General features: G+C 71.1%; 25 protein-coding genes. 15 read left to right on the plus strand and 10 right to left on the minus strand.

The features are described 5' to 3' along the window. The first annotated feature begins 22 nt into the window (after window positions 1-22). Window positions 23-1126 carry a right-handed parallel beta-helix repeat-containing protein gene (locus tag ADK65_RS08910; protein WP_053669409.1) on the plus strand — a complete coding sequence of 368 codons (1104 nt, stop codon included), beginning with the start codon at window positions 23-25 and terminating at the stop codon, window positions 1124-1126. A 92-nt stretch (window positions 1127-1218) separates the two neighbouring features. Continuing rightward, window positions 1219-2247: a methyltransferase gene (locus tag ADK65_RS08915; protein ID WP_053669410.1), complete on the plus strand. Its 1029-nt coding sequence runs from the start codon at window positions 1219-1221 to the stop codon at window positions 2245-2247. A 79-nt stretch (window positions 2248-2326) separates the two neighbouring features. Here ADK65_RS08915 and ADK65_RS08920 read toward each other — a convergent pair whose 3' ends face one another. The 9 genes from ADK65_RS08920 to ADK65_RS08965 all read right to left on the minus strand — a co-directional run bounded on the left by ADK65_RS08920 (window position 2327) and on the right by ADK65_RS08965 (window position 10589). Then, on the minus strand, window positions 2327-2659 hold the full coding sequence (locus ADK65_RS08920) for a TcmI family type II polyketide cyclase (protein WP_053669411.1): 333 nt from the start codon (window positions 2657-2659) through the stop codon (window positions 2327-2329). 20 nt (window positions 2660-2679) lie between these two features. Beyond that, the gene (locus ADK65_RS08925; protein ID WP_053669412.1) at window positions 2680-3159 is read right to left on the minus strand and encodes an SRPBCC family protein; all 480 of its coding nucleotides are present in this window, start codon (window positions 3157-3159) and stop codon (window positions 2680-2682) included. A 1-nt stretch (window position 3160) separates the two neighbouring features. Next, window positions 3161-3415 (minus strand): acyl carrier protein, encoded by a 255-nt coding sequence (locus ADK65_RS08930; RefSeq protein ID WP_053669413.1) that lies wholly within the window; start codon window positions 3413-3415, stop codon window positions 3161-3163. Between the two features lie 32 nt (window positions 3416-3447). Further along, on the minus strand, window positions 3448-4701 hold the full coding sequence (locus ADK65_RS08935; protein ID WP_053669414.1) for a ketosynthase chain-length factor: 1254 nt from the start codon (window positions 4699-4701) through the stop codon (window positions 3448-3450). Beyond that, the gene (locus ADK65_RS08940; protein WP_053669415.1) at window positions 4698-5966 is read right to left on the minus strand and encodes a beta-ketoacyl-[acyl-carrier-protein] synthase family protein; all 1269 of its coding nucleotides are present in this window, start codon (window positions 5964-5966) and stop codon (window positions 4698-4700) included. The genes ADK65_RS08935 and ADK65_RS08940 overlap by 4 nt, the downstream gene beginning before the upstream one ends. Further along, window positions 5963-6406 (minus strand): cupin domain-containing protein, encoded by a 444-nt coding sequence (locus ADK65_RS08945; RefSeq protein WP_053669416.1) that lies wholly within the window; start codon window positions 6404-6406, stop codon window positions 5963-5965. Before ADK65_RS08945 ends, ADK65_RS08940 begins: the two co-directional genes overlap by 4 nt. Window positions 6407-6476: 70 nt before the next feature. Further along, on the minus strand, window positions 6477-7631 hold the full coding sequence (locus ADK65_RS08950; RefSeq protein WP_053669417.1) for a SchA/CurD-like domain-containing protein: 1155 nt from the start codon (window positions 7629-7631) through the stop codon (window positions 6477-6479). Between the two features lie 361 nt (window positions 7632-7992). Beyond that, window positions 7993-9651 carry an FAD-dependent oxidoreductase gene (locus tag ADK65_RS08955; protein WP_053669487.1) on the minus strand — a complete coding sequence of 553 codons (1659 nt, stop codon included), beginning with the start codon at window positions 9649-9651 and terminating at the stop codon, window positions 7993-7995. A 497-nt stretch (window positions 9652-10148) separates the two neighbouring features. Then, a complete protein-coding gene (locus ADK65_RS08965; RefSeq protein ID WP_053669419.1) occupies window positions 10149-10589 on the minus strand; it encodes a MarR family winged helix-turn-helix transcriptional regulator in 441 nt (146 codons plus the stop codon). Window positions 10590-10683: 94 nt separating this feature from the next. Between ADK65_RS08965 and ADK65_RS08970 the strand changes: the two genes are divergently transcribed. Both ADK65_RS08970 and ADK65_RS08975 read left to right on the plus strand, forming a co-directional pair. Next, window positions 10684-11223: a phenolic acid decarboxylase gene (locus ADK65_RS08970; RefSeq protein ID WP_053669420.1), complete on the plus strand. Its 540-nt coding sequence runs from the start codon at window positions 10684-10686 to the stop codon at window positions 11221-11223. Window positions 11224-11315: 92 nt separating this feature from the next. Beyond that, window positions 11316-12356 carry a vWA domain-containing protein gene (locus tag ADK65_RS08975; protein ID WP_053669421.1) on the plus strand — a complete coding sequence of 347 codons (1041 nt, stop codon included), beginning with the start codon at window positions 11316-11318 and terminating at the stop codon, window positions 12354-12356. Between the two features lie 147 nt (window positions 12357-12503). Here ADK65_RS08975 and ADK65_RS08980 read toward each other — a convergent pair whose 3' ends face one another. Next, window positions 12504-13571, minus strand: coding sequence for an enoyl-CoA hydratase/isomerase family protein (locus ADK65_RS08980; protein ID WP_053669422.1), 1068 nt, complete (start codon window positions 13569-13571; stop codon window positions 12504-12506). A gap of 337 nt (window positions 13572-13908) precedes the next feature. Between ADK65_RS08980 and ADK65_RS08985 the strand changes: the two genes are divergently transcribed. The 11 genes from ADK65_RS08985 to ADK65_RS09035 all read left to right on the plus strand — a co-directional run bounded on the left by ADK65_RS08985 (window position 13909) and on the right by ADK65_RS09035 (window position 25010). After that, a complete protein-coding gene (locus tag ADK65_RS08985; RefSeq protein WP_053669423.1) occupies window positions 13909-14331 on the plus strand; it encodes a DUF350 domain-containing protein in 423 nt (140 codons plus the stop codon). A gap of 137 nt (window positions 14332-14468) precedes the next feature. After that, window positions 14469-14969 (plus strand): hypothetical protein, encoded by a 501-nt coding sequence (locus ADK65_RS08990; RefSeq protein WP_053669424.1) that lies wholly within the window; start codon window positions 14469-14471, stop codon window positions 14967-14969. Between the two features lie 167 nt (window positions 14970-15136). Then, window positions 15137-15628, plus strand: a complete 492-nt coding sequence (locus tag ADK65_RS08995) for a DUF7144 family membrane protein (RefSeq protein WP_053669425.1) — start codon at window positions 15137-15139, stop codon at window positions 15626-15628. Window positions 15629-15794: 166 nt separating this feature from the next. Beyond that, window positions 15795-18491: a helix-turn-helix transcriptional regulator gene (locus ADK65_RS09000; protein WP_053669488.1), complete on the plus strand. Its 2697-nt coding sequence runs from the start codon at window positions 15795-15797 to the stop codon at window positions 18489-18491. 190 nt (window positions 18492-18681) lie between these two features. Beyond that, window positions 18682-20310: an MFS transporter gene (locus ADK65_RS09005; RefSeq protein ID WP_053669426.1), complete on the plus strand. Its 1629-nt coding sequence runs from the start codon at window positions 18682-18684 to the stop codon at window positions 20308-20310. Window positions 20311-20328: 18 nt separating this feature from the next. Beyond that, window positions 20329-20853: a hypothetical protein gene (locus tag ADK65_RS09010; protein WP_053669427.1), complete on the plus strand. Its 525-nt coding sequence runs from the start codon at window positions 20329-20331 to the stop codon at window positions 20851-20853. A 120-nt stretch (window positions 20854-20973) separates the two neighbouring features. After that, window positions 20974-21171 (plus strand): hypothetical protein, encoded by a 198-nt coding sequence (locus tag ADK65_RS09015; RefSeq protein WP_053669428.1) that lies wholly within the window; start codon window positions 20974-20976, stop codon window positions 21169-21171. Between the two features lie 285 nt (window positions 21172-21456). Beyond that, complete coding sequence (locus ADK65_RS09020; protein ID WP_053669429.1) at window positions 21457-22119, plus strand: HdeD family acid-resistance protein; 663 nt, start codon at window positions 21457-21459, stop codon at window positions 22117-22119. Between the two features lie 123 nt (window positions 22120-22242). Further along, window positions 22243-23610 carry a hypothetical protein gene (locus tag ADK65_RS09025; RefSeq protein ID WP_053669430.1) on the plus strand — a complete coding sequence of 456 codons (1368 nt, stop codon included), beginning with the start codon at window positions 22243-22245 and terminating at the stop codon, window positions 23608-23610. 3 nt (window positions 23611-23613) lie between these two features. Further along, complete coding sequence (locus tag ADK65_RS09030) at window positions 23614-24546, plus strand: YhjD/YihY/BrkB family envelope integrity protein (RefSeq protein ID WP_107092243.1); 933 nt, start codon at window positions 23614-23616, stop codon at window positions 24544-24546. Then, a complete protein-coding gene (locus ADK65_RS09035; RefSeq protein ID WP_053669431.1) occupies window positions 24543-25010 on the plus strand; it encodes an SHOCT domain-containing protein in 468 nt (155 codons plus the stop codon). Before ADK65_RS09030 ends, ADK65_RS09035 begins: the two co-directional genes overlap by 4 nt. Window positions 25011-25123: the final 113 nt, after the last annotated feature.

A 25123-nucleotide genomic window follows, 5' to 3' on the forward strand; every position in this document is an offset into this window, starting at 1 on the left:
TACAGGACATAACCTGCGCGGTATGAAGAAATGCCATATCGCACCTCTGGCGTGCCTGGCGGCGTTGGCCGGGACGGGGCTCGGCGCCGCTCCGCCCACCGCCGCCCACACGGTCCATGTCGTCAGGCCCGGGGAATCGATCCAGAAGGCGGTGGACTCCGCCCGGCCGGGCGACACCGTGCTGCTCGCGCACGGCACCCACTACGGGAGCGTCGACGTGACCACGCCCGGTCTCACCCTGCACGGCATGGGCCGCGGTACGGTGCTCCGCCCGGCGGCGGGTACGAGCACCGCCACCACCGCCCCGGGCACCGCGTCACCCCGCGCGAAGGCCCCCGGCAGCTGTGCCGCGGCCGGCAACGGCATCTGCGTGACGGGCACGAAGGACCACGGCGTCGACGACGTCACCATCGCCTCCCTGACGGTGACCGGCTTCGCCAAGACCGGCGTCTACGCCCATGAGGCCGACGGCCTGACCGTGCGGGACGTCACCGCGGTCAGGAACGGGGTGTGGGGCATCGCCACCGAGTACTCGCTCCGTGGCGTGTTCCGCGGCAACACGGCCCGCGACAACGGCGACGCGGGTCTGCTCCTCGCCAACACGGTCAAGGAGGAACAGGGCGCCGTGGACACCGAGGGCACCGTGGTGGAGCACAACCGGCTGGAGGGCAACCGGATCGGCGTCACGGTCCGCCGGCTGCGCAACCTGACCGTCGACGGCAACCAGATCACGGGTAACTGCGCCGCGGTCTTCGTCGTCGGCGACGAGAACAAGCCCAAGGCCGGGTTCGTGACCGTGCGCAACAACCGCATCGAGCGCAACAACAAGTCCTGCCCGAAGACCGCCCGGCTGGACGCCCTGCAGGGATCCGGCATCGTGGTGACGGGTGCCGACGACAACCTGATCACGCACAACGTGATCAAGGACAACGTCGGCAGCTCCTCCCTGTCGGGAGGCATCGTCCTGTACAAGAGCCTGGTGGGCACCCCCAGCGAGCGGAACCGGATCGACGCCAACCTGCTGCAGGGCAACTCCCCCGCAGACCTGGTCAACGCCGACCCCGGTCAGGGCAACACCTTCCAGGACAACTCCTGCGGTTCGTCCCGGCCCACCGGCCTGTGCTGACCGCCCGCCTCGCTCTTCGTCAACCCGGGGCTCGCACGCATGCCCCGTGATCCTCGTGTTTCACACGACCCGAGAAGGAAGGAAGGCGGCACATGACGACCACTCAGCCTGCCCCCGCGCCGTCCATGCGGCTGCGGGAACTCGCATTCGGGGCGGCATGTGCCGCCGCCCTGCGCGCGGCCGCCCGGCTGGGCGTCGCCGACGCCCTCGGTGACACCCCCATGGCCGTGGAGGACATCGCGGCCGCGGTGAAGACCGAACCCCGCCCGCTGCGACGGCTCCTGCGGGCCCTGTCCTGTTACGGCGTCTTCGCCGAGCAGCCGGACGGGGCGTTCGCGCACACCGACGTCTCCCGGCTGCTGCGCGAGGACGACCCGAACAGTCTGCGCGCCATCACGCTGTGGTGCACCGAGCCGTGGACCTGGGACGCCTGGCCGAAGCTCGACGAGGCGGTGCGCACCGGCCGCAACGTGGTGGAGGGCCTGTACGGCAAGGAGTTCTTCCCCTACCTCAACGAGGACGCCCCGGAGTCGGCCGACGTCTTCAACCGCGCGATGACGACCTCCAGCGTGCAGTCGGCGCGCGATGTCGCAGAGTTCCTCGACCTGTCGGGGTGCGCGTCGGTCGCCGACATCGGCGGCGGCCAGGGGCACGTGGTCGCGAGCCTGCTGGACAAGTACCCCGCGATGCTCGGGACGCTGCTCGACCTCCCCCGGGTGGTGGAGAACGCCCTGCCGAGGCTGCGCGCGGGCGGCGACCTCGCGGACCGTGCGCGTGTGGTGCCCGGCGACGTCCGCACGGCCGTCCCGGCGAAGGCCGACGTCTACGTCATCAAGAACATCCTGGAGTGGGACGACGAGAGCACGGCCCGCACGCTGCGCAACGTCCGTGAGGCCGGTGGCCCCGGGACGCGGGTCGTGGTCATCGAGAACCTCGTCGACGACACGCCCTCGATGCGGTTCAGCACGGCGATGGACCTGCTGCTGCTCCTCAACGTGGGCGGGGCGAAGCACACCACGCAGAGCATGGTGGACCGGCTGACCGAGGCGGGCCTGGTCATCGACGACGTCAGGCCGGTCAACCCCTACCTCCACGCGTTCGACTGCCACGTTCCCGGCTGATCCGGCCGCGGCGCCGCAGACCGCCGGTCGCCGGGTCCGCGGCGTCGCGGACCCGGCGACCGGTCGTCACGGGCGGCTGTCAGCCCGCCGGCTCGCGCTCCCACACGTAGAAGCGCCGCGCCATGGCGTCCTTGGGGGAACGCCAGGTCTCGGGGTCGTACGCGCTGACGTACGCGGCCAGCCGCTCGCTGACGTCCCGGAACTCGGGATGCCCGGCGACCTCGGCGATGGCGGGGCCGGGATCGCGCTCGGCCTCGATCAGGTGCATGTACACATCGCCGAACTGGAAGAGGCTGCGCCGGGTCACCCCGACGAGCCGCGGAAGCTCCCCCCGGTCGGACTCCTCGAACACCTTGGCGATGTCGGGCGCCGATCCGGGGGCCATCCGGGCGACGATCAGAGCTTGGTGCATGGGGTGGTTCTCCGTCCGGCTCAGTCGTTCAGACGGTGCGCCGCACCGCGCTCCGCTGCGATCTTCTCGATGCGGTCGCGGATCAGGGCCATCTGCACCTTGGAGTTCCGGTTGATGTTGTCCGTCATCCACGCGTCGTCGACCGGCGCGTCCGGCTTCATCGCGAAGTCCTGGGTCCAGACCATGCGTGTGCCGGCCGGTACCTCCTCGTACCGCCAGTGGATGTCCATGTGGGCGAAGGGGCCCGTCTCGACCCGGCGGGCCTTGACCGTGAGGGTCTCGCGGTCCGGCTCGCGCTCCGAGACCCAGCTCCATACGGTGCCGTTCTCGTCCGGGTGCATGGTCAGCCGGAAGGTCGTCCGGTGGCCCTCCCGGGAGAGGATCTCGACGGAGGCGTACTCGCTGAACAACCGCGGCCAGTTCTCCAGGTCGTTGGTCACCTCCCAGACCAGGTCCAGGGGCGCCGCGATGGTGATCTCGTTCTGTGTGTGTCCGGTCATCTCATGCTCCTGTCAGCAGTGCGCTGTTGACGAGATCGAGGAACTGCCGGGGTGACTTGGAGCGTTCGGCGTCGGTCGGCATCGGTGTGCCGTACCGGTTCTCCAGCTCGCCCACGATGCCCAGCAGGCCCAGCGAGTCGACGCCGAGACCTTCGAAGGCCGTGTCGTCGCGGCCTAGTTCCTCCGGCGTGACGGTGACACCGGTGCACTTCTTCATGAGTTCGGCCAGCTCTTCCACGGTGATGCGGTCGGTCATGTCCTTCCCTTCCTCTCCTGCTCCGCGGCGCCTCACCACGAGGCGTCGCCGGCGGCGTGCCGCAGCACGAGCGCCGAGTTCGAACCCATGAGTCCCCGGCTCAGCAGCAGCGCCGTGCGTACCTCGGCGGTACGGGCCCGGCCGGTCACGAGGTCGAGGTCGTGGCAGATGTCGAAGACCTGGGGGGTGGGCGGGATCAGGCCGTGCTCCATCGAGAGCACCGCCGTCGCGGCGTCCATCAGCGGCGCCGCGCAGTAGGCCCGCCCGATCCCGGTCTTCGGCGCGGTGACGGGCACACGGGTGCCGTGCGCCCCGAGAGCATCGGCGATGGCCAGAGCCTCGGCACGGTCCGCCTCCGGCACGCCGAGGGCGTCGGCGAAGACGACGTCGATCTCCTCGGGAGCACAGCCGGCCTCGGCCAGGGCTCCTCGGATGGCCTGGGCGAGGCCTTGCCGGGACTCCTCCCAGCGGGAGGCCCCGGTGAAGGTCGCCGCGTGACCGGCCAGGTGGGCCCGCACGCGCGCCCCCCGGTCCCGGGCCGTGCCCTCCGCCTCCACGACGACCATGGCACCGCCCTCAGCGGGCACGAACCCGCAGGCCGCGGAAGTGAACGGACGGTAGGCGCGGGTCGGGTCGTCGACCGTGCTGAGCTCTGGGTAACCGAGCTGGCAGACCACCGAGTAGGGCGCGATCGGCGCCTCGGTCGCACCGGCCACGATCACGTCGGTGCCACGCCGTACGGCCCGTGCCGCGTGGGCGAGGGCGTCCAGGCCGCCGGCCTCGTCGGCGGCGACGACCGAGCAGGGTCCCTTGAAGCCACGGCGGATGGAGATCTGGCCGGTGCTGGCGGCGTAGAACCATGCGATGGACTGGTACGGGCCGACGAATCGACTGCCCTTGCCCCACAGCTGCTGGAGTTCTCGTTGGCCGAACTCGCCGCCGCCGGAACCCGCCGCGGTGACCACGCCCACGGAGAACGGCGCCTCGTCGGTCTCGGTCCGGTGCAGCCGGGCGTCGTCCAGCGCGAGGTCGGCCGCGGCCATCGCGAAGTGCGTGAACCGGTCGGTCTGGACCAGGAAGCGTTCCTCGATCGCCGCCGACGGGTCGAAGTCGCGCACCTGGCCCGCCACCCTCAGCGGCAGGTGTTCGCAGCCCTCCCGGGTGATCCGCTCCAGAGCGCTGATGCCCTCCGCGGTGGACTTCCAGAAGGTCTCGGTACTGGCTCCGTTGGGCGCGACCACACCGATGCCCGTGACGGCCGCGCGCCGGGGACGGGATTCGCTCATCGTGTCTTCTCCCTCGGCCGGTTCATGACCACCGCGGACTGGAAGCCGCCGAATCCGCTGCCCACCGAGAGCACACTGCCGAGCTTGCGCTCGCGAGCGACGCGCGGGACGTAGTCGAGGTCGCACTCGGGATCGGGTGTCTCGTAGTTCGCGGTCGGCGGTACCACCTGGTGGGTCAGGGCCAGCACGCAGGCGACGAGTTCGATCGCCCCGATGGCGCCCAGGGAGTGGCCCACCATCGACTTGATGGAACTCATGGGGGTGTCGTAGGCGTGCGCGCCCAGCACCCGTTTCACCGCGGCGGTCTCGTGACGGTCGTTCTGCTTGGTGCCCGACCCGTGCGCGTTGACGTAGTCGATCGCGGTGGGGTCGAGCCGTGCGCGGTCCAGGGCGTCCTCGATGGCCCGCGCCATCTCCAGGCCCTCGCTGGTCAGGCCGGTCATGTGGTAGGCGTTGCCGAAGGTGGCGTACCCGCCGAGCTCGCAGTACACGTGGGCGCCGCGGGCTCTGGCGTGCTCGAGCTCCTCCAGGACGAGCACGGCGCCGCCCTCGCCCATGACGAACCCGTCGCGGTCGGCGTCGAAGGGACGCGAGGCGTGGGCCGGGTCGTCGTTGTTCGGGGAGGTGGCCTTGATCGCGTCGAAGCAGGCCATGGTGATCGGGGAGATCGGCGAGTCCGAGGCGCCGGTGATGCACACGTCGGCCCGGCCCTCCTGCACGGTGTGGAAGGCGTAGCCGACCGCGTCGAGCCCGGAGGTGCAGCCCGTGGAGACGGTCTGCACCGGACCGCGCGCCCCGAAGCGCTCCGCCACCGTCGAGGCGAGCGTGCTCGGCGAGAACGCCCGGTGCAGCTCCGGGCCCGCCTTGCGGTGGTCCACGTCCCAGTGCTGCCCGCTGCTGCTGACCAGGACGTAGTCGTTCTCCAGCCGGGTGGTGCCGCCGACCGCGGTGCCCAGCGAGACACCGACGCGCCACGGGTCCTCGGCGCTCATGTCGAGACCGGCGTCCCGTACCGCTTCGCCGCCCGCGACCAGTGCGAACTGGATGTAGCGGTCGCAGCGTTCCATGTCCTGTGCGTCCAGACCGTGGTCGGCCGGGTCGAAGTCGCACTCGGCGGCGATCCGGGAGCGCAGCCCGGACGGGTCGAAGAACGTGATGGCCCGAGTCGCCGTGCGCCCCTCCGCCAGGAGATTCCAGAACGCCGGTACGCCTATGCCGCCGGGAGCGACGATGCCTATGCCGGTGACCACCACTCGTCGCGTCATGACCGGACCTGACGTCGTGCGGCCGCCTCCGCCCCCACCGCCGCGGACTCGGCGTCGGTTCCCTCGGTGTCGACGTGGCCCAGCGGCGGGCTCGGCGCCAGCGGGCCGAGGTGGAAGACCATACGGGCCTCCACGTCTCCGACGTTGCGGAAGCGGTGGCGCACGTTGAGGGGGATCAGCAGCCCCTGCTCGGGCTGCAGCGGGTGCGGCTCGCCGTCGAGGTCCACCTCCAGCTGCCCGCACACCACGTAGACGAACTCCTCGGAGTACGGGTGGTAGTGCTCGGCGATGCGGTCACCGGGCTCGATGAGGGCCACACCCATGAAACCGCTGGTGGCGCCGACGGCGGCCGGAGTGAGCATGGCACGCAGGTCACCGCCTCGCCGGCGGTTGGGCTCGACGTCGCTCATGCTCACGATGTGGGGACGAGATGTGATCACGCGTTCCTCCGTTGATGTGCTGCACCACCCGTGGGAGAGGCGGTGCCCGCCTCTCCCACGGGACGGTGGATCAGGCGTCCGGCGACCGGCGGTCGGTGACGAGGTCCATGCGCGCGAGTTCGAGGAGGCGCGCCATGCCGGCGTCCTTCGACGCGGTGGCGTCCGTGCCGGCTTCGTCCAGGAGCGTCGTCAGCTCGGCGACCTGTGCCGGGTCGGTGAGACCCAGGATCTGGGCGGGGTCGGCGGCGTCCAGCCCGTCGCGCACGTCGATGAGCCGTACGACGACGTCGTCGCGCTGGAAGATGGTGCTGCGCAGGACCGGGCTGCGCGGGTCGTCCGCCGCCGCCTCGTCCTGGCGGGAGAGGAGTTCGGCCAGCTTCATACCGAGGTCCGGCCGGGCCGGGTAGTACAGGGCGTACCGCTCGGCCGCGGGGCCCTGCCGCCCCGCCATCACGTGGTGGACGGCCGGCAGCGCGGCCCTGGTGAAGAAGACGCGGGCGGACTCGGGGTCGTCGAGGTCCCGGTCCTGCTCCAGGTGGGGGTTGATGGCCTCCTCGACGGCGCGGACCTCGGGCTGCCGGGCTACGTGGCGCAGCGCGGCCAGCAGATCGCCTCGCACCTCGATGGCCCGCACCACGCGGTTGCCGTGCATGAACAGCGAGGTGCGGCACAGCCGGGTGGTGTCGTCGACCTGCGGCTCGGGCGAGGCGTAGTCGGAGAGGATCTTGGCGACGATCTCCTCGCTGCCCGGCTTGACGGTGAAGGTGAGGGCGTGCCGGATCACACCGTCGCCGATCCTGGGCGCCGTCTGGAGCCGCCGTTTTGCCGGGTCGGCGTCCGCCGCCGGGCCGCCGGTCTCGCGGACGACGTGGAAGCGCAGGGACCGGGTGTCGCGCACACAGCTGTGCAGCGGCTCCACCATCCGCACGTGCTCTTCGCTGTTGACCCAGGCGAGGAACGGCGGGGCGCTCTCCCACTCGCTGGTGATGAGCCATTGCGAGGGGTTCTCGATCGACTGGCACAGCTGGTCGCTGACGTGCCCGGGGACGGACGCGACCTGGTTGCACAGCTGTTCGTAGGCGTCGAGGAACTCCTGCTGGGCGCCGTCGTGGACGTCGACCAGGAGGACGACTCGGAGCCGGGAACCGTCGAACACGGACTGCGAGACATGGTGCGACGCCTGGCGCGCCCGCGAACCTGCAACCCGTTCGGATGTGGTGGTCATCCTGCGCACATCTCCTTCGCGCGGAGGGGAAAGTGAACGTTGGCCGCAGTGATGCGACGTCAGCGTTTCTCGATCCTGTGCCCGTCCCCGCTCATCGCGCGACTCGGATGTAGTACGTGAGTGACAGGGGGGACGGCGTCCGGACCCCCACGGGCGAGTGAGACCTCGGCCGTCGGCGTGCTCCCCGGCCCCGACGGTCGCGGTCCCCCGCACAGGTGATGTGCGCGTCCACGCGCGGGCGTCCCCCCGTTCGTGGCACCGCCTTCGCCCACCGGCGTCGGGGCGCCGGTGGGCGAAGGCGGACGGTGCGACCGCGGGCAGGGCCGCGCGGAGCGCCTCACACGAGCGGAGCCCGCGGGGCTCAGTCGACTGCCAGTGCGGTCCGCAGGACCCCGCGCAGTACGGCCTCGGCGTCGGCCTCGGGACCCGGCGACCGCCAGAGGACGAAGCCGTCGGGCCGGACCAGCAGGGCTCCCCCGGGTCCCGTGCCGTGGCGCTCCGCCCAGTCGGTGGCGTCCTCGGGCACCAGGTCGGCCTCGGGTCCGGTGCCCAGCCGGTACGACCTGAGCGGGAGGGACAGTTCGCCGGCCAGGCGCACGGCGGCCGGGTGCCACTCGTTCGGCTCCGCGGCGTCACTGAGCAGGACGAGGGACCGCTCGTAGAGGTCGATCGTCGAGATCCGTTCGTCGCCGCGCCGCACCCACAGGTGCGGCGCCCTGCTGCCGGGTCCGCCGGTCAGGTCGAGGCCCTCCGGCACCACCGGGGCGGCCGGGTCGGCGCCGACGACGGCGCCCTGCGGGTAGCGGTAGCCGAGGGCGACGTTGAGGATGCCCTGCCGTGGACCGCCGCCTCCGGCACCGGGTGGCGGGGCGAATCCGGGGTGGCTGTGTTCGGCCGACCGGGCCGCGGCCCGCGCGCTGGTGGCCTCGGCCACGGGACGGCGCTCGGCGTCGTAGGTCTCCAGCAGTTCCTCCCCGGCCCAGCCGTCGAGCACGGCGGCCAGCTTCCAGGCGAGGTTGTGGGCGTCCTGGATACCGGTGTTGGACCCGAAGGCCCCGGTCGGGGACATCTCATGGGCCGAGTCACCGGCGAGGAACACACGGCCCGACCGGTAACTGCGGGCGACCCTCTGGGCGGCGTGCCAGGGCGCCTTGCCGGTGATCTCCACGTCGAGGTCGGGGACGCCGACCGCCCGGCGGATGTGCTCGGCGCACCACTCGTCCGTGAACTCCTCCAGGGACTGTCCGCGCTCAGGGTGCCAGGGGGCGTGGAAGACCCAGTTCTCGCGGTTGTCGACCGGCAGCAGGGCGCCGTCGGCCTCCGGGTTCGTCAGGTAGCAGACGATGAAGTGACGGTCGCCCACGACGTCGGCGAGACGGCGGGAGCGGAAGGTGAGGCTGACGTTGTGGAACAGGTCGCCGGGTCCGCTCTGCGCGATGCCGAGCTGCTCACGCACGGGACTGCGGGGGCCGTCGGCGGCTACGAGATAGTCCGCGCGGATGGTGGTGTGCTCACCCGTCTCACGGCTCTTGACGACGGCGGTCACCCCGGCGGGGCCGCTGTCGAACGACATCAGCTCGGTGGAGAAGCGCAGGTCACCCCCGTGCCTGCGGGCGTGGTCGAGCAGGACCGGCTCGAGATCGTTCTGGCTGCACAGGCACCAGGCGCTGGGGCTGAAGCGGGCCAGGCCGCCGCCCGGGTCGATGTCCTTGAACAGCCACTCGCCCGCGTCGCCGGCCAGGGTGGGGGCCTGCAGGATGCCGTGGTTCACGGACAGGGTGGCGGCCGCCTCCTGGATCGCCTGCTCCACACCCGCCACCCGGAACAGTTCCATGGTGCGGACGTTGTTGCCCCGGCCCCGCGGGTGGATGGAGGTGCCCGCGTGGCGCTCCACCAGCAGGTGCGGTACGCCCAGCCGTCCCAGGAACAACGAAGTCGCCAGGCCGACCAGGGAGCCGCCCACGATGAGGACCGGGACTTCGATGGTGTGGGGGCCCGCCTGTCCGGCTCGTTCTTTCATCACTCTCGCCTCCAGTGCGTCGGTGCCGCCGGCCCTGCCGGTTGCGGCGGCGATCCTCATGCATGCCCCGGGGAGGTGACGGCGGCTCAGGCTTCACCCGCGTGCTTCGCGGCGCTGTCCTGCGGGAGAGCGGGCAGGACCGCACTGCGGCGGACGGTTCGGTCACCGACTCGTCCGGCGTCGGCACGCTGCCTACGGGAGTCGTCCACGACGATGGGCACGCCGTCGGGGATCCGTCCCCGAAGCCGGTCGAGCAGCGGCTGCACCGGGGGACGGTCACCGGGAAGGCGGACATGGACGTGCATCGTCCGCGAGACGGCGTCGGCGCATGTCCAGGCGTGACAAGGGTCGGCCACGGGAAGCCGGAGCGGCTTGAGGACTGTCGCCGCAGGCCGCCGGTGGGCCGACTGCAGGGAAGGGCCGCTCCGACCTCCCCAGGTGTCGCGGCCCGTCCCGTCCAGCGGCAAACGCTTACCCCGGGATGCGGACCTCATTCCTCACACCGTCGGCCCGTCCAGGACGTGCTGCAACTCCCTGAGCGCCGGCAGCGCCCCCTCGATGGCCCGTCGGCTGTCCGGCGTGAGAGCGGCCAGGGCGCGCCTCAGTTCCTGCGTGCTCACCCGGTCGTACCGGTCGAGCAGATCGAGGGCGTGCGGGGAGGCCACGAGAGTCACCGTGCGCAGGTCGGTCGATGACGGCTTGCGCTCCACGAGACCCGACGCGGTCATGGCACGGACCAGGTTGCTGACCGTCGAGGAGGCCAGGCGCAGGCGGGACGCGACGTCGCGTGGCCCGAGAGGTCCGGCCTCGGACAGGACCCTCAGGAGTTCGATCTGCGCTTCGGGAAGGTCCGGCAGGTCCTCCGCGCGGCGGGTGCGCAGCAGCACGGCTCGCCGGAGAGGCCCGATGAGGCGGCCGAGATCAGTCGCGGTGTCCATGCGTTCATGATGCCCTCGATATTGTTTTGTCGCAAAATAGTTTTGTGGCAAAAATGGTATGCCGCACGGCACCGAACGACGAGGAAATCCCCTCATGGACAGCCGCGAAGCGCACGAGACCACCGTCCGTAACCCCGTCCCCCCGCAGCAGCTCTCCGGCATCGTCGGCCACCGCTTCATCTACACCTATGCCAATGGCTGGCAGTACGAGATGTACGTGAAGAACGCGACCACCATCGACTACCGGATCCACTCCGGCATGGTGGGCGGCCGATGGGTCAAGGACCAGCAGGTCGACCTGGTCCTGCTGGACGACGACCACTACAAGGTGTCCTGGAACGAGCCCACCGGCACATCGGTGTGCGTGAACGTCATGCCCGGCAAGCGCCGCCTGCACGGCGTGATCTTCTTCCCGCGCTGGGTCGAGGAGCACGGCGAGCGCACGGTCCTCTACCAGAACGACCACCTCGACGAGATGCGCAGGTTCCGCGACGAAGGCCCCACGTACCCGATCCACGTGGTCCCGGAGTTCGCCGAGATCACCCTCTTCGAGTTCGTCGGCCCGGACGACGACACCGTCATCGCCACGGCACCGGGCGACCTCCCGCCGGGCTGGTCCGACCGCACCCGCTGACCGCCCGCCCCGGCCACACGGTTCTCCCAAGATCGATTGTCAGTGGTGGGTGAGAAGGTGGAAACACCAAGCCGGAACGAGGGGGAGCTGTGATGTCCGAAAGCCAGAACTACATCAACCACGTTGCTCTAGTGCTGGATGCCAGCTCGTCGATGTCGCATCTGAGCCGCAAGGTCGTCGAAGTCGCCGACCAGCAGATCGCCTATCTCGCCCGCCGCTCGCGGGAACTGGACCAGGAAACCCGCGTCACGGTGTACGTCTTCGCCGACAAGGTGGAGTGCGTCATCTACGACAAGGACGTGCTGCGCATGCCGTCGCTGAAGCAGTTGTACCGGACCGGTGGGATGACGGCCCTCCTGGCAGCCGCGCTGAAGTCACAGCGCGAGCTCGCTCAGACCGCCCAACTGTACGGCGACCACAGTTTCCTGACGTTCGTTCTGACCGACGGACAGGAGAACGCGAGCCACCGCTGCCCGGACGCTCCCGCCCGGGACCCACGTCGACTGGTGCAGGCTGTGGCGGAGATGATCCAGACCCAGCAGGACAACTGGACGCTGGCCGTGCTGGTGCCCGACCAGATGGGCAAGCGCGAGGCCATGCAGTGCGGCTTCCCCAAGGACAACATCGCCATATGGGACGCCACCAGCACGCAGGGCCTGGAGGAGGCCGGGCAGGTCATCCGGCAGGCCACAGAGAACTTCATGATGGGCCGCACCCAGGGCATCCGGGGGTCGCGTGCGGTGTTCTCCACGAGCGCGGACGCCGTCAACGAAGACACCATCAAGGCAGCCGGACTCACGCCGGCCGACCCGTCGAAGTACCAGCTGATCCCGGTCGCCCGCGACGCGGCGATCCGGGAGTGGGTCATCGAGTGCGGGCACACCTACACCACCGGTGGCGCGTACTACGAGCTGAGCAAGTCGGAGAAGATCCAGGCGCGCAAGCAGATAGCGGTGCTGGAGAAGAAGACGGACCGCGTGTACACGGGCCCCCAGGCCCGCGCCCTGCTCGGGCTGCCCGACACGGAAGTGCGCGTCAAGCCCGACCACAACGACCACTTCACCATCTTCGTGCAGAGCACCAGCGTCAACCGGAAGCTCGTGGCCAACACGCGGCTGCTGCTCATGCTCTGACATCCCGTGGAGCCGACGGGGTGCCCGGAGGTCGCGCCCGGGACGAGGACGCCTCTCCGGTCCCCGGCGCCCCGTCCCAACGGCTTGCGCCTACCTCCCGGCAGGGCCATCCGACGCCGGTCACCGGAGTCCGGCACGCCCGTTGTCTCAGTGAGGGAGGTCCGGCGACAGGCCCAGCTCACGCTCCCCGAGCGGGGTGAAGAAGCGCTCGACGTCGGCGTCGGCGACCTCGGCCAGGGTCGTCGGCGACCAGCGCGGCCTGCGGTCCTTGTCGACGACCTGGGCGCGGATTCCCTCGACCAGGTCGGGTGTGGCCAGCGCGGCGCAGGACACGCGGTACTCCTGGTTCAGCACCGGCTCCAGCGCGCCGAGCTTCCGGGCGCGGCGCAGGGAGGCGAGGGTGACCTTGAGGGCGGTCGGAGACTTGGCGAGCAGGGTCTCCGCGGCCTCCTTGGCGGAAGGATCACCGTGCGCGAGCAGGCGGCGCACGATCTCCTCGACGGTGTCGGCGCGGTAGCCGGCGTCGATCCAGCCACGCTGGGCGGCCAGGACACCCTGCGGGGGTGGCTGCGCGCAGTCGGCCAGGGCCTCGTCCGCGGGACGTTCGGCCAAGGCGTCGAGGAAGTCCCGCAGCGAGGCCGCCGGCACGAAGTGGTCGGCGAGTCCGCACAGCAAGGCGTCGGCCGCGCCGACCTGAGCTCCCGTCAGGGCCAGATGAGTGCCCAGCTCCCCCGGGGCGGTGGCGAGCAGATGGGTGCCCCCCACGTCCGGCACGAAACCGATGCCTGTCTCCGGCATGGCGATGCGGGACCGCTCGGTGACGACGCGGACGCTGCCGTGCGCCGAGACACCGACACCGCCGCCCATCACGATGCCGTCCATCACGGCGACGTACGGCTTGGGGTAGCGGGCGATGCGGGCGTTGAGGCGGTACTCGTCGCGCCAGAACGCGGCCGAGGCGGTGCCGTCGCCGTCGCGGGCGTCGTCGTGGATGGCACGGATGTCACCGCCGGCGCACAGGCCGCGCTCCCCCGCGCCGGTGATGACGACGGTCTCCACGGCGGGGTCCCGCTCCCACGAGAGGAGGGCCTCGTCGATGCGGCGGACCATGGTGTGCGTGAGCGCGTTGAGGGCCCGGGGCCGGTTGAGGGTGATGTGGGCCGCGCGCCCGCTGGTGCGGAAGACAACGGGTTCCTCTTCGACGGTTCCGCTCATCGGAAGGCCTTCCCCGAGCCGTGGGCCGCGTTGACGCGCATGTCCTGTCGGTTCCTTCCCGCTCGGGTGGAGGGCACTTCGCCCGCGGTGGGCGATGACGAACCACCGGGTCACTACCGACCCTACGGTGCCTGATGTCCTGCCCGGACGAGCCGGCGGGGTGGGCGGGGCGACGCCGTACGGTTTCCTGGGCCGGACCGCACGAAGCTCGTCGCGCCGGTGATCTCCCGCAGAGGCGGCCGCCGTTCACCGCGCGGCGGCCGTGCGCTACATTTTGCCTCTCCTTGACCGCGATCACTGATGATCTCTACGCTTCGGATTCGGAGTTGGCACCCCCATGAGCGACATCGTCAACGGACTCGGACGGGCCACTGCCTACGGCGGTCTGGGACTGGTTCTGTTGCTCCTCGGCATCGTCCTGGTCGACGTGCTGACGCCCGGAAAGCTCGGTCGGCAGATCTGGCAGGAGCGCAACCGCAACGCCGCCACCGTCCTCAGTTCCGCGCTGCTCGGTATCGGCGGCATCGTGTTCACGTCCATCTGGACGACGTACGAGGACTTCGGCAAGGGCCTGGTCTCCACCGCGGCGTTCGGGATACTCGGGCTGGTCATGATGGCGCTGGCTTTTCTGGTGGTGGACCTGGTCACGCCGGGACGCCTGGGTGCCACGCTGGTCGAGGCGGAGCCGCATCCCGCGGTCTGGGTGACGGCTTCCTGCAACCTCGCCGTGTCCGCGATCATTTCGGCGTCCATCGCCTGAACCCCGCGCGCTGACAGGCCCGTCGGGGCTTCCTGCGCAGTCGTCTGCGCCGCACAGGGAACGCACAGCGACCGCTTTTCCTCTTGCAGGGTGAATCCCCTGACCGAGAGAAAGCTGCTGTGCGTTCACGGAGACGTTTGCGTCCGCGCCTGTACCCGGCCGGGTCGGTGGTCCTGGCCATGGCCGCCGCGGGATCGGTGCTGGCGGGGCCGACGGGCTCCGCCTTCGCCGCCGAGGCCGGTGGGCGCGCCGACCTGCGGGTCGACGTGAACCGCGACGGGCGAGTCGATGTCACCGCCGGCAGCGACACCGCAGGCGAGGACGGCTGGTCGGTCGAACGCGGGGCGGTGTACCTGCCCAACATCGATGACGACGCCAAGCGGTGCCCGGTGTCCGGGCCCGGTGGCCGGCCGCTGTCCGACGCCGAGCTGGCCGCGTGCAACGACGGCTCCGACAAGAAGGTCAACGGCACCGAGGACGCCGCCGACCTCGCCCGGATCCGTTCCGTGCCGCTGCCACACCTGCCCGCCGGCGCGACCGGCAGCCTGAAGCTCACCACCGGTGGCGAGCGCGCCCACCTCTTCCTCAAGCGTGCCGGGAAGTGGATCTGTGGCCGGCGAGGGGTGGTGGGGCGGTGATGGTGGTGGGGCGGTGACCGCCGCACACTCACCCGCGTCGGGTGAGGCGGCCCGTGTCGTGCCCTGGGCACGCTGATGAGGACATCGAACGGTTCGGAGCGAGAGCCTGGAGCTGCGAGCGCCCTCCCGCTCCTTCCGGTCCCTGAGCATCGCAAGCGAGGCGCAAGATGACCGCGACACACACTCAACCGTCACACAGGGCGAGGGACGAATGGGCCACCGGCCTGACCGCCTTCGCGGCTGTGATGCTCTTCCTGGTCGGCCTGCTCGACATCTTCCGGGGCATCATGGCCATCGCCGAGGACGACATCTTCGTGACGACACGCAACTACGTGTTCGAGTTCGACCTGACCGGATGGGGCTGGGTCCACCTCGCTCTGGGCGTCCTCGCCGTGATCGTCAGCCTGGGCCTGCTCAGGACGGCGATGTGGGCCCGCGTCCTGGGCGTGGCCATCGCCGGACTCGTCATCATCGCCAACTTCCTCTCACTGCCGCAGTACCCGGTCTGGTCGGTCGTGATGATCGCCCTCTCCGGCTTCATCATCTGGGCCCTGTGCGTCGTACCGCGCGACAACCTCCTCGACCCGTCCGAGGAGGGTTCGTGGCGCGAACGCGAGGACACCTACCGTCCCACGGCCGCTCCGCGCCCGCCGCGCTGACGACGTGGGGCCGGCTACCGCCGGAAACCGCTCCCGATCCCGCCGACCTGCCGCCGATAGCGCAGGTCAGCGGGCTGTCGGAGCGGTCTGCCGTGCGCCTGTGCGGGAAGGCTGGGATGCTGAACCTGAAGCGCTGCCCGTGACGTGGCCCTGACCGACAGGGGTGATGAGCGCCGTGGCGGAGATCCATGAGAGCGGTCAAGGACCGGCGGTTCCCCTCGTTCCGGCGCTGTCGCGCACCGACCCCGTGGGTGATCCCTTTCTGCGCACACGGTTCGCGATTCCCGCGAGGCCCCGGACGTTCATGCGCCGCCGGCGGCTCGTCGATCACCTCGGCCAGGCTCTGAGCACGCCGTTGACGCTGCTCAACGGTCCGGCCGGAGCCGGCAAGACCCTGCTGGCCGCGGACTGGGCCTCGGGACTGACTCATCCGGTCGCCTGGCTCACCTTCGACGTGGGCGACCGGCGGCCCGGAGTCTTCTGGGCCTACGTGCTGCAGGCGCTGCGCGCCGGTGGTGCCCCGGTCTCCGAAGCGGTCGGAACGCCCGCGGACGCCTCCGGTGTGGACCACAGGCTGCTGTCGGCACTGGCCGGTGAGCTGAGCGAGCGGGAGCGGCCGGTGGTCCTCGTGCTCGACGAGTACGACCGTGTGACCGACGCGGAGGTCGCCGAGCAGCTGGAGTTCGTCCTGCACCACGCCGGCCGCGGTCTTCGCCTCGTTCTCATCACGCGCAACGAACCACTGCTCCCGTTGCACCGGTACCGGGCTGCCGGTGAGCTGACGGAGATCCGCTCCGCCGAACTGGCCTTCACTCCGGAAGAAGCCGCCGCCCTGCTGGAGTTGCACGGTGTGAGCCTCCCGGTCCAGGCGGCGCGGACCCTGGTCGAGCGCACCCGGGGCTGGGCCGCCGGTCTGAGCCTGTCCGCCCTGGCCGCCCGGGAGAGTTCCGATCCCGAGCTCTATCTGAAGGAGTTCGAGGCGGACCGCAGCACGGTCGCGGACTTCCTGCTGGCCGAGGTCCTCAAGAGGCAGACGCAGGAGACACAGGACCTCCTGCTGCGCGTGAGCGTCCTCGAGCGTTTCTGTCCCGATCTGGCCAACGCGCTGACCGGTCGTGTCGATGCCGAGCCCATCCTGGCCGGGCTGCACCGTGAGAACGCGTTCGTCGAGCGTCTCGGGCACTCGTGGTACCAGCTTCACCCGCTGTTCGGGGAGATACTGCGCGCACATCTGCGCGTTCGCCTGCCGGGGCTGGAAGCGGAACTGCACCGACGGGCCGCACAGTGGCTGCACCGGCACGGCTTCCTGCCGGAGACACTCGCCCACAGCGCCGCCGCGGGTGACTGGGACCTCACCGCCGGAGCACTGGTGGACGATCTCGCGATCGGCCTGCTCTTCACCGGGCCCGACTCGGACGACCTCGTTCGGTTGTTCTCCGGTATGGGGCCCGATGCGAGGAGCCCCGCCACCTTTCTCGTACGTGCCGCCCAGGACCTGTCCCGGCACGACCTCGATCACGGCCTGGCCAGCCTGCGCCACGCCGAGGAGCAGCTCGCCGGCGGCGAGCACGACGCGGCGGCCGCCCGGTTGAGCTGCGCTCTGCTGGATGCCCTGGCCGCCCGGCTGACCGGTTGCCCCCCGGAGGTGGAGAAGGCCGCCGAATCGGCCGCGCACCTCAGGCAGGAGATTCCGGTCGACCTCCTGGACCGGCATCCCGAACTGACCGCCCTCCTGATGACCCACGTGGGTGCGACGCTGCTGTGGGCCGGGCGCTTCGAGGACGCGCGTTCAGTCCTGACCGGCGTGGTGGCGGCACCCGGCGGAACCGCCACCGAGCTGCCCCGGGAAGAGGCGATGGGGCACCTGGCCCTGCTCGACTACATGAACGGCTGGCTCGGCCGGGCGGAGCGCAAGGCACTGGCCGCGGTCTCCGAGGCGGACCGCCCCGGTGCGCCCCGGCCCTCGGGCGCCGGAATCGGACGGCTGGTCCTGGCCGCCGTCGCGGTCGACCGCGACGAACTGGGCCGGGCACAGGCCCTCATCGACGAGACGGCCGGGCCGCCCTCCGGAACGCGTGATCCGGTGCTGGCGGCGGGGCACGCCCTCGCGGCGGCCCGCCTGCTGCTGGCCAAGGGCAAGGTGCGAGCCGCTGTCGAGGCGGCGGATGCGGCCGTCCCGGCCGCCGTGGCCTCCCCCTGGGCGACGAGCCACGAAGCGCTCGTCACCTCGGCCGCCCATCTGGCCGAGGGCCGGCCGGACGAAGCCGCGGCGGTGCTGCGGGCCGTCTCCGGTGACCAGCCCGTGTGCGCGGTGGAGGCCGCGGCGATCCAGCTCGCCGCGCGACGTCCCGCGGCAGCCTTCGACCTGCTCGACAGCGTCCACGCCGAGGGACGCACCGGTCCGGCGGTGACGGTGCGGGCAGCCCTGGTCAGGGCCCGGGCCGCGAACGCGGCGGGAGACGGAGCCACCGCACGCAAGCTCGTGGCACAGGCGCTGCTCGACGCCCGGCGTGAGCGGTTGCGGCGTCCGTTCCTGGATGCCGGAGCCTGGATCCGGCCCCTCCTGGCCACGGGGCCGCTGCACGACCTGGCGGCAGGCTGGCTCACACCCGCCCCGGCGGGCCACGGCGATCGCGCCCGGCCGCAGTCGCCGGCCGCTCCGCTCGTCGCCGTGGAGCTGAGCGCGCGTGAGCACGACGTACTGGACCGTGTGGCCCGGATGATGTCGACGGAGGAGATCGCCGCCGATCTCTGCCTGTCGGTGAACACGGTGAAGACCCACCTGAAAAGCGTCTACCGGAAGCTGGCGGTGAACCGGCGAGGCGAAGCGGTCCGCCGCGCACGCGACCTCCGGATGCTCTGAAACAGCGCCGCGGCTTCCCGCAGTCTCCGCCGCGCCCCTCTTGCGGCCCGGCGCAGACCCCGCAACTCCCCCCTCGTGGGTGAGGCGCACGGCGCGCACCTCGGGTGCCATGAGAACAGCCGGCGCACGGTACGCCGGCGCATGCCCGGCACCGCCCCGGTGTACCGGGCCGACTCGGCGAGGTGGACACGTGAAACGCTGGCGGGCTCTGATCGTCCTGGGTGCGGCCCAGTTCCTGATGGTCCTGGACACCTCGGTGATGAACGTGTCCATCAGTCAGCTGGTCGAGGACTTCGACACGGAGGTCACGGCCATCCAGGCCGTCATCACCCTGTACGCGCTGGTCATGGCCGCTTTCATGATCATTGGTGGCAGACTCGGGGACATCGTGGGGCGCCGGCGCATGTTCCTGCTCGGCATGGTCGTCTACGGCGTCGGATCCGCCCTCACGGCGGTGTCACCCACGCTGTGGGTCCTCATGCTGGGCTGGTCCGTCATCGAAGGGCTCGGTGCCGCCATGGTGCTGCCGGCCATGGCGGCCCTCGTCGCGGAGTCCTACCGCGGACGCGACCGGGCCATCGCCTACGCGGTCATCGGCGGGCTCGCCGGCGCGGGAATCGCCGTCGGCCCGCTGCTCGGCGGCTGGGTGACGACGTATCTGACGTGGCGGCTGGTCTTCGCCGGCGAGGTCGTGGTGGTCGTGGCGGTGCTGCTGTGCCGCCGGGTGATCGCGACGCCCGCCCCGAGCGGGCCGCGCCCCCGGCTGGACGGCGTCGGTGCGCTCCTGTCCGCCGCCGGACTCGGGCTGGGCGTCCTCGGCGTGCTGCAGAGCAGTACCTGGGGATGGCTGCAGCCGCGCAACCCTCCCTTCACCGTCCTCGGCTTCGCCCCGACCCTGTTCGTCGTCGGCGCCGGGGCCGCCGCCCTGGCCGTCTTCCGGTGGTGGGAGCGGCGGCGGGAACACACCGGCGCCGATCCGCTCGTGCACCTGTCCCTGCTGGGCCGGCCCGTACTGCGGTCGGGCCTGTCGACGCTGCTGAGCCAGAATCTCATCCTGCTGGGCCTGTTCTTCGCCATCCCGCTGTACCTGCAGGTGGTGCAGGGGTTCGACGCCTTCGAGACGGGTCTGCGGCTGCTCCCGGTCTCCGCGACCATGCTCGTGACCTCGCTGTGCGCGTCCTCACTGGGGCGTGTGGTGGGGCCGCGCCGGGTGGTCCGGCTGGCCCTGACCACTCTGGTGGCTGCCATCGTGTGGCTGCTGGCCACGATCGACCCGGCCATCGACGACGCACAGTTCGCCGGTGCCATGGCCCTGCTGGGCGTGGGGGTCGGTCTGCTCGCTTCGCAGCTGGGCAACGTCGTGCAGTCCGGGGTCGGGGAGGAGGAACGCAGTGAGGCGGGAGGGCTGCAGTTCACGGCGCAGAACCTGGGCTCGGCGCTCGGCACCGCACTCATCGGGTCCCTCCTCATCGGCGCGCTGGCCCATGCCTTCACCACGCGGGTGGAGGACAACGCGCAGTTGTCGGAGGAGACCCGTGAGCAGGTCGGCGTCGCCCTGGAAGCCGGAATCACCTTCGTCCCCACCGACCAGGTGCGTTCGGCGGCCGAGCGTGCCGGGCTGCCGCCGTCCGAGGCCGACGCCGTCGCCGACTCCTACGCGTCCGCGCAGTTGCAGGGTCTGAAGGCGGCGATCCTGGCCACTGGAGGCATCGCTCTGGCGAGTTTCCTGGTCACACCGCAGCTGCCCACCGCGCGGAAGGACCGGCCCCGCAAGCAGGGGGCCGAAACGATGGCCGGGGCCTCCGGCTCTCCCCACTGAGTCCGCAGGGAGCTCCTCATGTCCCGGACCACAACCGCCCCCACCGCCCGCAGCAAACGCCGCGCGCAGCGCCGGGCCAGCGCTGACTACACGGGTGGCGTCTACGGCTCGATGCTCGCGGCCTCCGTGGTGACCGGTGCCGGAACGCTCGGTTCGTTCCCCCGGGCCGAGCTGGTCGTGCTGCTGCTTCTCACCGGCGTGGCGTTCTGGATCGCGCACGTGCACGCCCAGCTGTTCGGGGCGCGCCTGGCACAACAGGTGCCGGATCGCCGCCTCGTGCTGCACGTGTGCCGTGACGAGTGGCCCATCGTCAAGGCCGCGGTCCCGCCGGCCGCCGCGGTGGCGGTCAGCCCGCTCCTGGGGCTGGACGTCCGAGGAGCCCTCTGGCTCGCCCTGTGCGTCGCCGTGGTCGGCCAGATCGGCTGGTCGGTGGCGGCGGCCCGCCGTGCCGGTGCCTCGCCCCGGCTCATGGCCGTCACCGCGTCGGTCAACCTGCTGCTCGGCCTGCTCATCGTCGCCTTCAAGATCGTGCTGAAGCACTGAGCCCGGGGTTCGTCACCCGGCGGGTCACCTCCTTCGGGTGAGGTCCGTGCCGTGACGGAGGCGGACGATGACACATAGGGCGCCGTCCGCCTGTCCCGTGCTCTGTGGGAGGACAAGCTCGTGCGCTATGAGATCCGCGTCGAGGGACACCTGTCGGAAACGCTGGCGAAGGCCTTTCCGGAGCTGGGCCATGTGGTGATGGCCGGCCAGACCGTCCTGTTCGGCCATGTCGTGGACGAAGCGCACCTGTACGGGCTGCTGGCTCGCTGCCAGTCACTGGGACTGCGCGTCGTGGAGATGCGGCCGGTGCCCGAGTGACGTGACCGGCCCGGCACCCTCTCGTCCTGCTGTGCGTCATCAACTCCCCTGATCCGGAGTCAAGCTGACTGGACATCAGATCAATGGCCGGCGCCCGTTCCGAGTGACCGGCGCCGTCGCCGCGCTCGCGGGCTCACCGGCAGATCACCCTTGGCGGGTGACCCCGGCACCCGGCGGCACGCGGGAGTCTGGAGCCGGCGGAGCTGCGCACAGGCCCTGTCACACCTTCGGACACCGCCCCGCAGGCGGTCCCGAGACAACCGATCGATCACGCGAGGAGGAGCCATGACCATGTCGCGTGGTCCGACACCGCTCCCCGGGCAGGAACACCGGTCCGACGGGGCAGTCCTCGCTCCGGCGTACGGCACGGCCTACGGGCTGGAACGACTGGGCCGTTCATGGACCTGGCTCATGGGCTCGGCCGTCGCGACCCTGGTGCCGGGCGTCCTGATCCTCGTCTGGCCGGAGGCGACCCTGCACGTCCTGGCCGTCCTCGTGGGGCTGTATCTGCTGGTGAACGGGATGTTCCGGTTCGTGGCCGTCTTCGGCCGCAAGGAGCACGGCGAACGGCTGCCGGGGCTGCTGATGGCCGTGGTGTACGTGCTGGCGGGAGTGCTGTGCCTGCGCAACCCGCTGCAGACGATCACCGTGCTCTCGCTGGTCACCGGCGTCGTCTGGCTGGTGTCCGGGATTCTCAGCCTCTACACGGCCATCGTCGCCGAGGACCTGCCGCACCGCGGCGTCGTGCTCGGGGCGGCGATGCTGGGCATCGTCGCGGGAATCGTGGTGCTCGCCCTGCCCGCGGAGTCGGCCCGTGCCCTGACCCGGCTGCTCGGCCTGTGGCTGGTCCTGCTCGGCCTGGCCGAGGCGGCGGTCGCCCTGGCGTGGCGGGCCGCACTCCGAAAGACGCACGCGGCGGGAGCGCACACCCCCTCCGAGGCTGCTTGACCCCCTGCCCCGGCGCGACGGAAGCGCCGCGGCCCGTGCGACGCCCCCTCCGTCATCCCGAGCTGCGACGACCGCAGCGCCGGGGTGCGGCGCGCACGCGGAACCACGCGGAAAGGCGCACCCATGAACCCGGCCGCAACCCCGGACTCCCCGGACTCCCCGGACTACGGCGAAGCCGCGAACCCGAGGCATGACATGACCGCGGAGGAACGGGCGGAGTACGAGCAGCTGCGCCGCCACGCGACGGTACGCCACCGGCGGGTGCGACGGGCCGGCTCCTCGGTCCTGCTCCTGCTCGCCCTGCTGCTCGCGCCCCTGGCCGTCGTCGCGGCCTGGGTCCAGGACACGGTCTCGGACACCGACCGGTATGTGGCGACCGTGGCCCCGCTGGCATCCGCGCCACCCGTGCAGAATGTCGTGATCAACCGGATCACGGACCGTGTGGTGGAGAACGTCGACGTCCAGGCGGTGACGGACTCACTCGCCCGGACCCTTCGGGACGCGGGGGCACCGCCCCGCGCCGTCGCGGGGGCCGAGTCTCTCGAGGGTCCGCTGCGCGACGCGGTCAGGACCGCGGTGGACCGCGCCGTCACCCGCGTGATCACCAGTGACGCCTTCCAGCAGGTGTGGGAGGGCGCCAACCGCCGCTCACACGCCGCAGTGGTGAACATGCTGACCGGCGACCGCGAGGGTGCCGTGGGGGCCGTGAACGGCACCGTGCAACTGGATGTGGGAGAAGTCGTCGACCAGGTACAGCAGCGGCTCGTCGACGCGGGCTTCGAGAAGGCCGCCGCCATCCCGGACACCGACCGGACGGTCACCCTGTTCGAGACGGAACAGCTGGGCAAGGCGCAGGACGCGATGCGGCTGCTGGACATCGTCGGCACATGGTTGCCGGTCCTGACCGTCGTACTGGCCGCGCTCGCCGTGTGGACCGCTCCCGCACACCGGGTCATGCTCATGATCACCGCCACCGGCATAGGCGTGATGATGGTGGGGTTGCTGGTCGCGCTTGCCCTGGTCCGGCGCGTCTATCTGGACTCGGTGCCACCGGAGGCGCTGCCCGCCGATGCCGCCGCGACCGTCTACGACACGTTCGTCCGCTTCCTGCGGGACAGCACCCTCACCGTGCTGGTCGTCTCGGTGATCACCGCACTGGTCGCGTACCTGTACGGTCCGGGCCGCCTCGCCCGTGGCGTCAGGACGGCGGCGGACCGGGGCACGACGGCCACCGGCAGGGCGCTCGGGAACGCGGGAATGCGCACCGGCGCCGTGGGACGCGGGCTGGCCGACCACCGCCAGTGGGTCACCGGTGGGGTGATGGCGGCCGCCGCTCTGGCCCTGGTTCTGTGGAACCACCCGACCGTCGGAGCCGTGGCGCTCGTCGTCGGTGTCGCTCTGGCCGCCCTGATCCTTCTGGCGATCCTCGCGTCCGCCGCCGGACCGGCCGACCGGGCGGCGGGCCAGGCCGGGCAGCGGGCGGTTCCGTGAGTCATGACCGTGAAACCCGTCCTCAAAGGCAGGACACGCGAGCGCACGACTGCGCGGGTCGCCGCGAGGCTAAGGTTTGAAGCCGCGGCCCGGCTGCTGTCCCGCCTGTCCGCCCTCAACATCGTGGAGGGCTCGGTACGGCTGGCCGCCCAGGCCTTCATCACCGCGCTCCCGCTGCTGATGACCGTCGCGGCGTTCGCTCCTGGCTGGATGCAGGACCTGCTGACCGACTCGCTCCGGGCGGTTCTGGGTATGCATGGCGAGACTCTCGACGAGCTGCGCCGGGTCTTCTCCGCGACGGGCGCGGCACGGGAGACGGCCGGAGTCGTGAGCGCGGTGGTGACACTCGTGACGGCCACTGCGTTCAGCCGGGCCCTTCAGGCGGTGTTCGAGCGCTGCTGGCGCCTGCCGCGGGCACCGATACGGGCCGTCTTCTGGCGCTGGCTGCTGTGGTTGCTGGTCTGGCTCGCCTACCTCCTGCTTCAGGCGCCGCTGCGTAACGGTTTCGGCGCGGGCACGGCGACCGGGCTGGTGCTGTCCCTGTTCTCGGGGACGCTGCTGTGGTGGTGGTCGCAGCATCTGCTGCTGGGCGGCCGGATCGGCTGGCGGAGCCTGCTGCCGGGGGCACTGCTGGCCGCCACCGGTACGGTGCTGCTGAGTCTGGCCGCGCGGGTGCTGATGCCCACGATCATGGAGCGCAGCCTGGCCGAGTTCGGCCCCCTCGGCCCCGTGTTCACCTTTCTCTCCTGGCTCATCGCCGTCTTCCTCGTGGCCGTCTCGGGCCTGGCACTCGGCGAGTACGTCGCCTCCACCCCGTGGTACCGGACCGCGGCACGTTCACCCTCGCCGGGTGAGGTCGGTCGTTCGGTCCGGACCGAAGCTGAAGGCAGCACCCGCCGGTGGCCCGACGGGCGTCTGGACGGAGGAGAGAGATGAGCGCGCAGACCTATCTGGCCTACGACTACCCCCTGTTGAGTGTCTTCTGGAGCATGCTCCTGTTCTTCCTGTGGATCATGTGGTTCATCCTGCTCTTCCGTGTGGTGGTCGACATCTTCCGTGACGACGACCTGAGCGGCTGGGCGAAGGCCGGCTGGCTGGTGCTCACCATCCTGCTGCCGTTCCTGGGCGTCTTCGTCTACGTGATCGCCCGCGGCAAGAACATGGGCCGCCGTGAGATGGCGCAGGCCCGGGCACAGCAGGAGGCCTTCGACGCCCGTATCAGGCAGGCCGCGGGCAGTGAGGGCCGGTCCAGCAGCGTCGACGAACTCGCCAGGCTGTCGGAGATCCGCGACAGCGGGGCCATCACTGACGACGAGTACCGCCGGGCGAAGGAACTCGTCCTGACCGGCCATGCTCCGGGCGGGCCTTCGGGTTTCACGCCGCCGGCGTCCGGTCGTTGACGCCGAGGACGTCTCCCGCATCGGGGGCCGCACACGATTTCCGTCCCGAGCCGGTCACGAACTGCGGTGGCGGCGGCAGGAGTCCGCGAGCCGCGGCAGGGCCTGCGGCGCCG

It is taken from the genome of Streptomyces sp. NRRL B-1140, from assembly GCF_001280065.1.
Classification (GTDB): Bacteria; Actinomycetota; Actinomycetes; order Streptomycetales; family Streptomycetaceae; genus Streptomyces.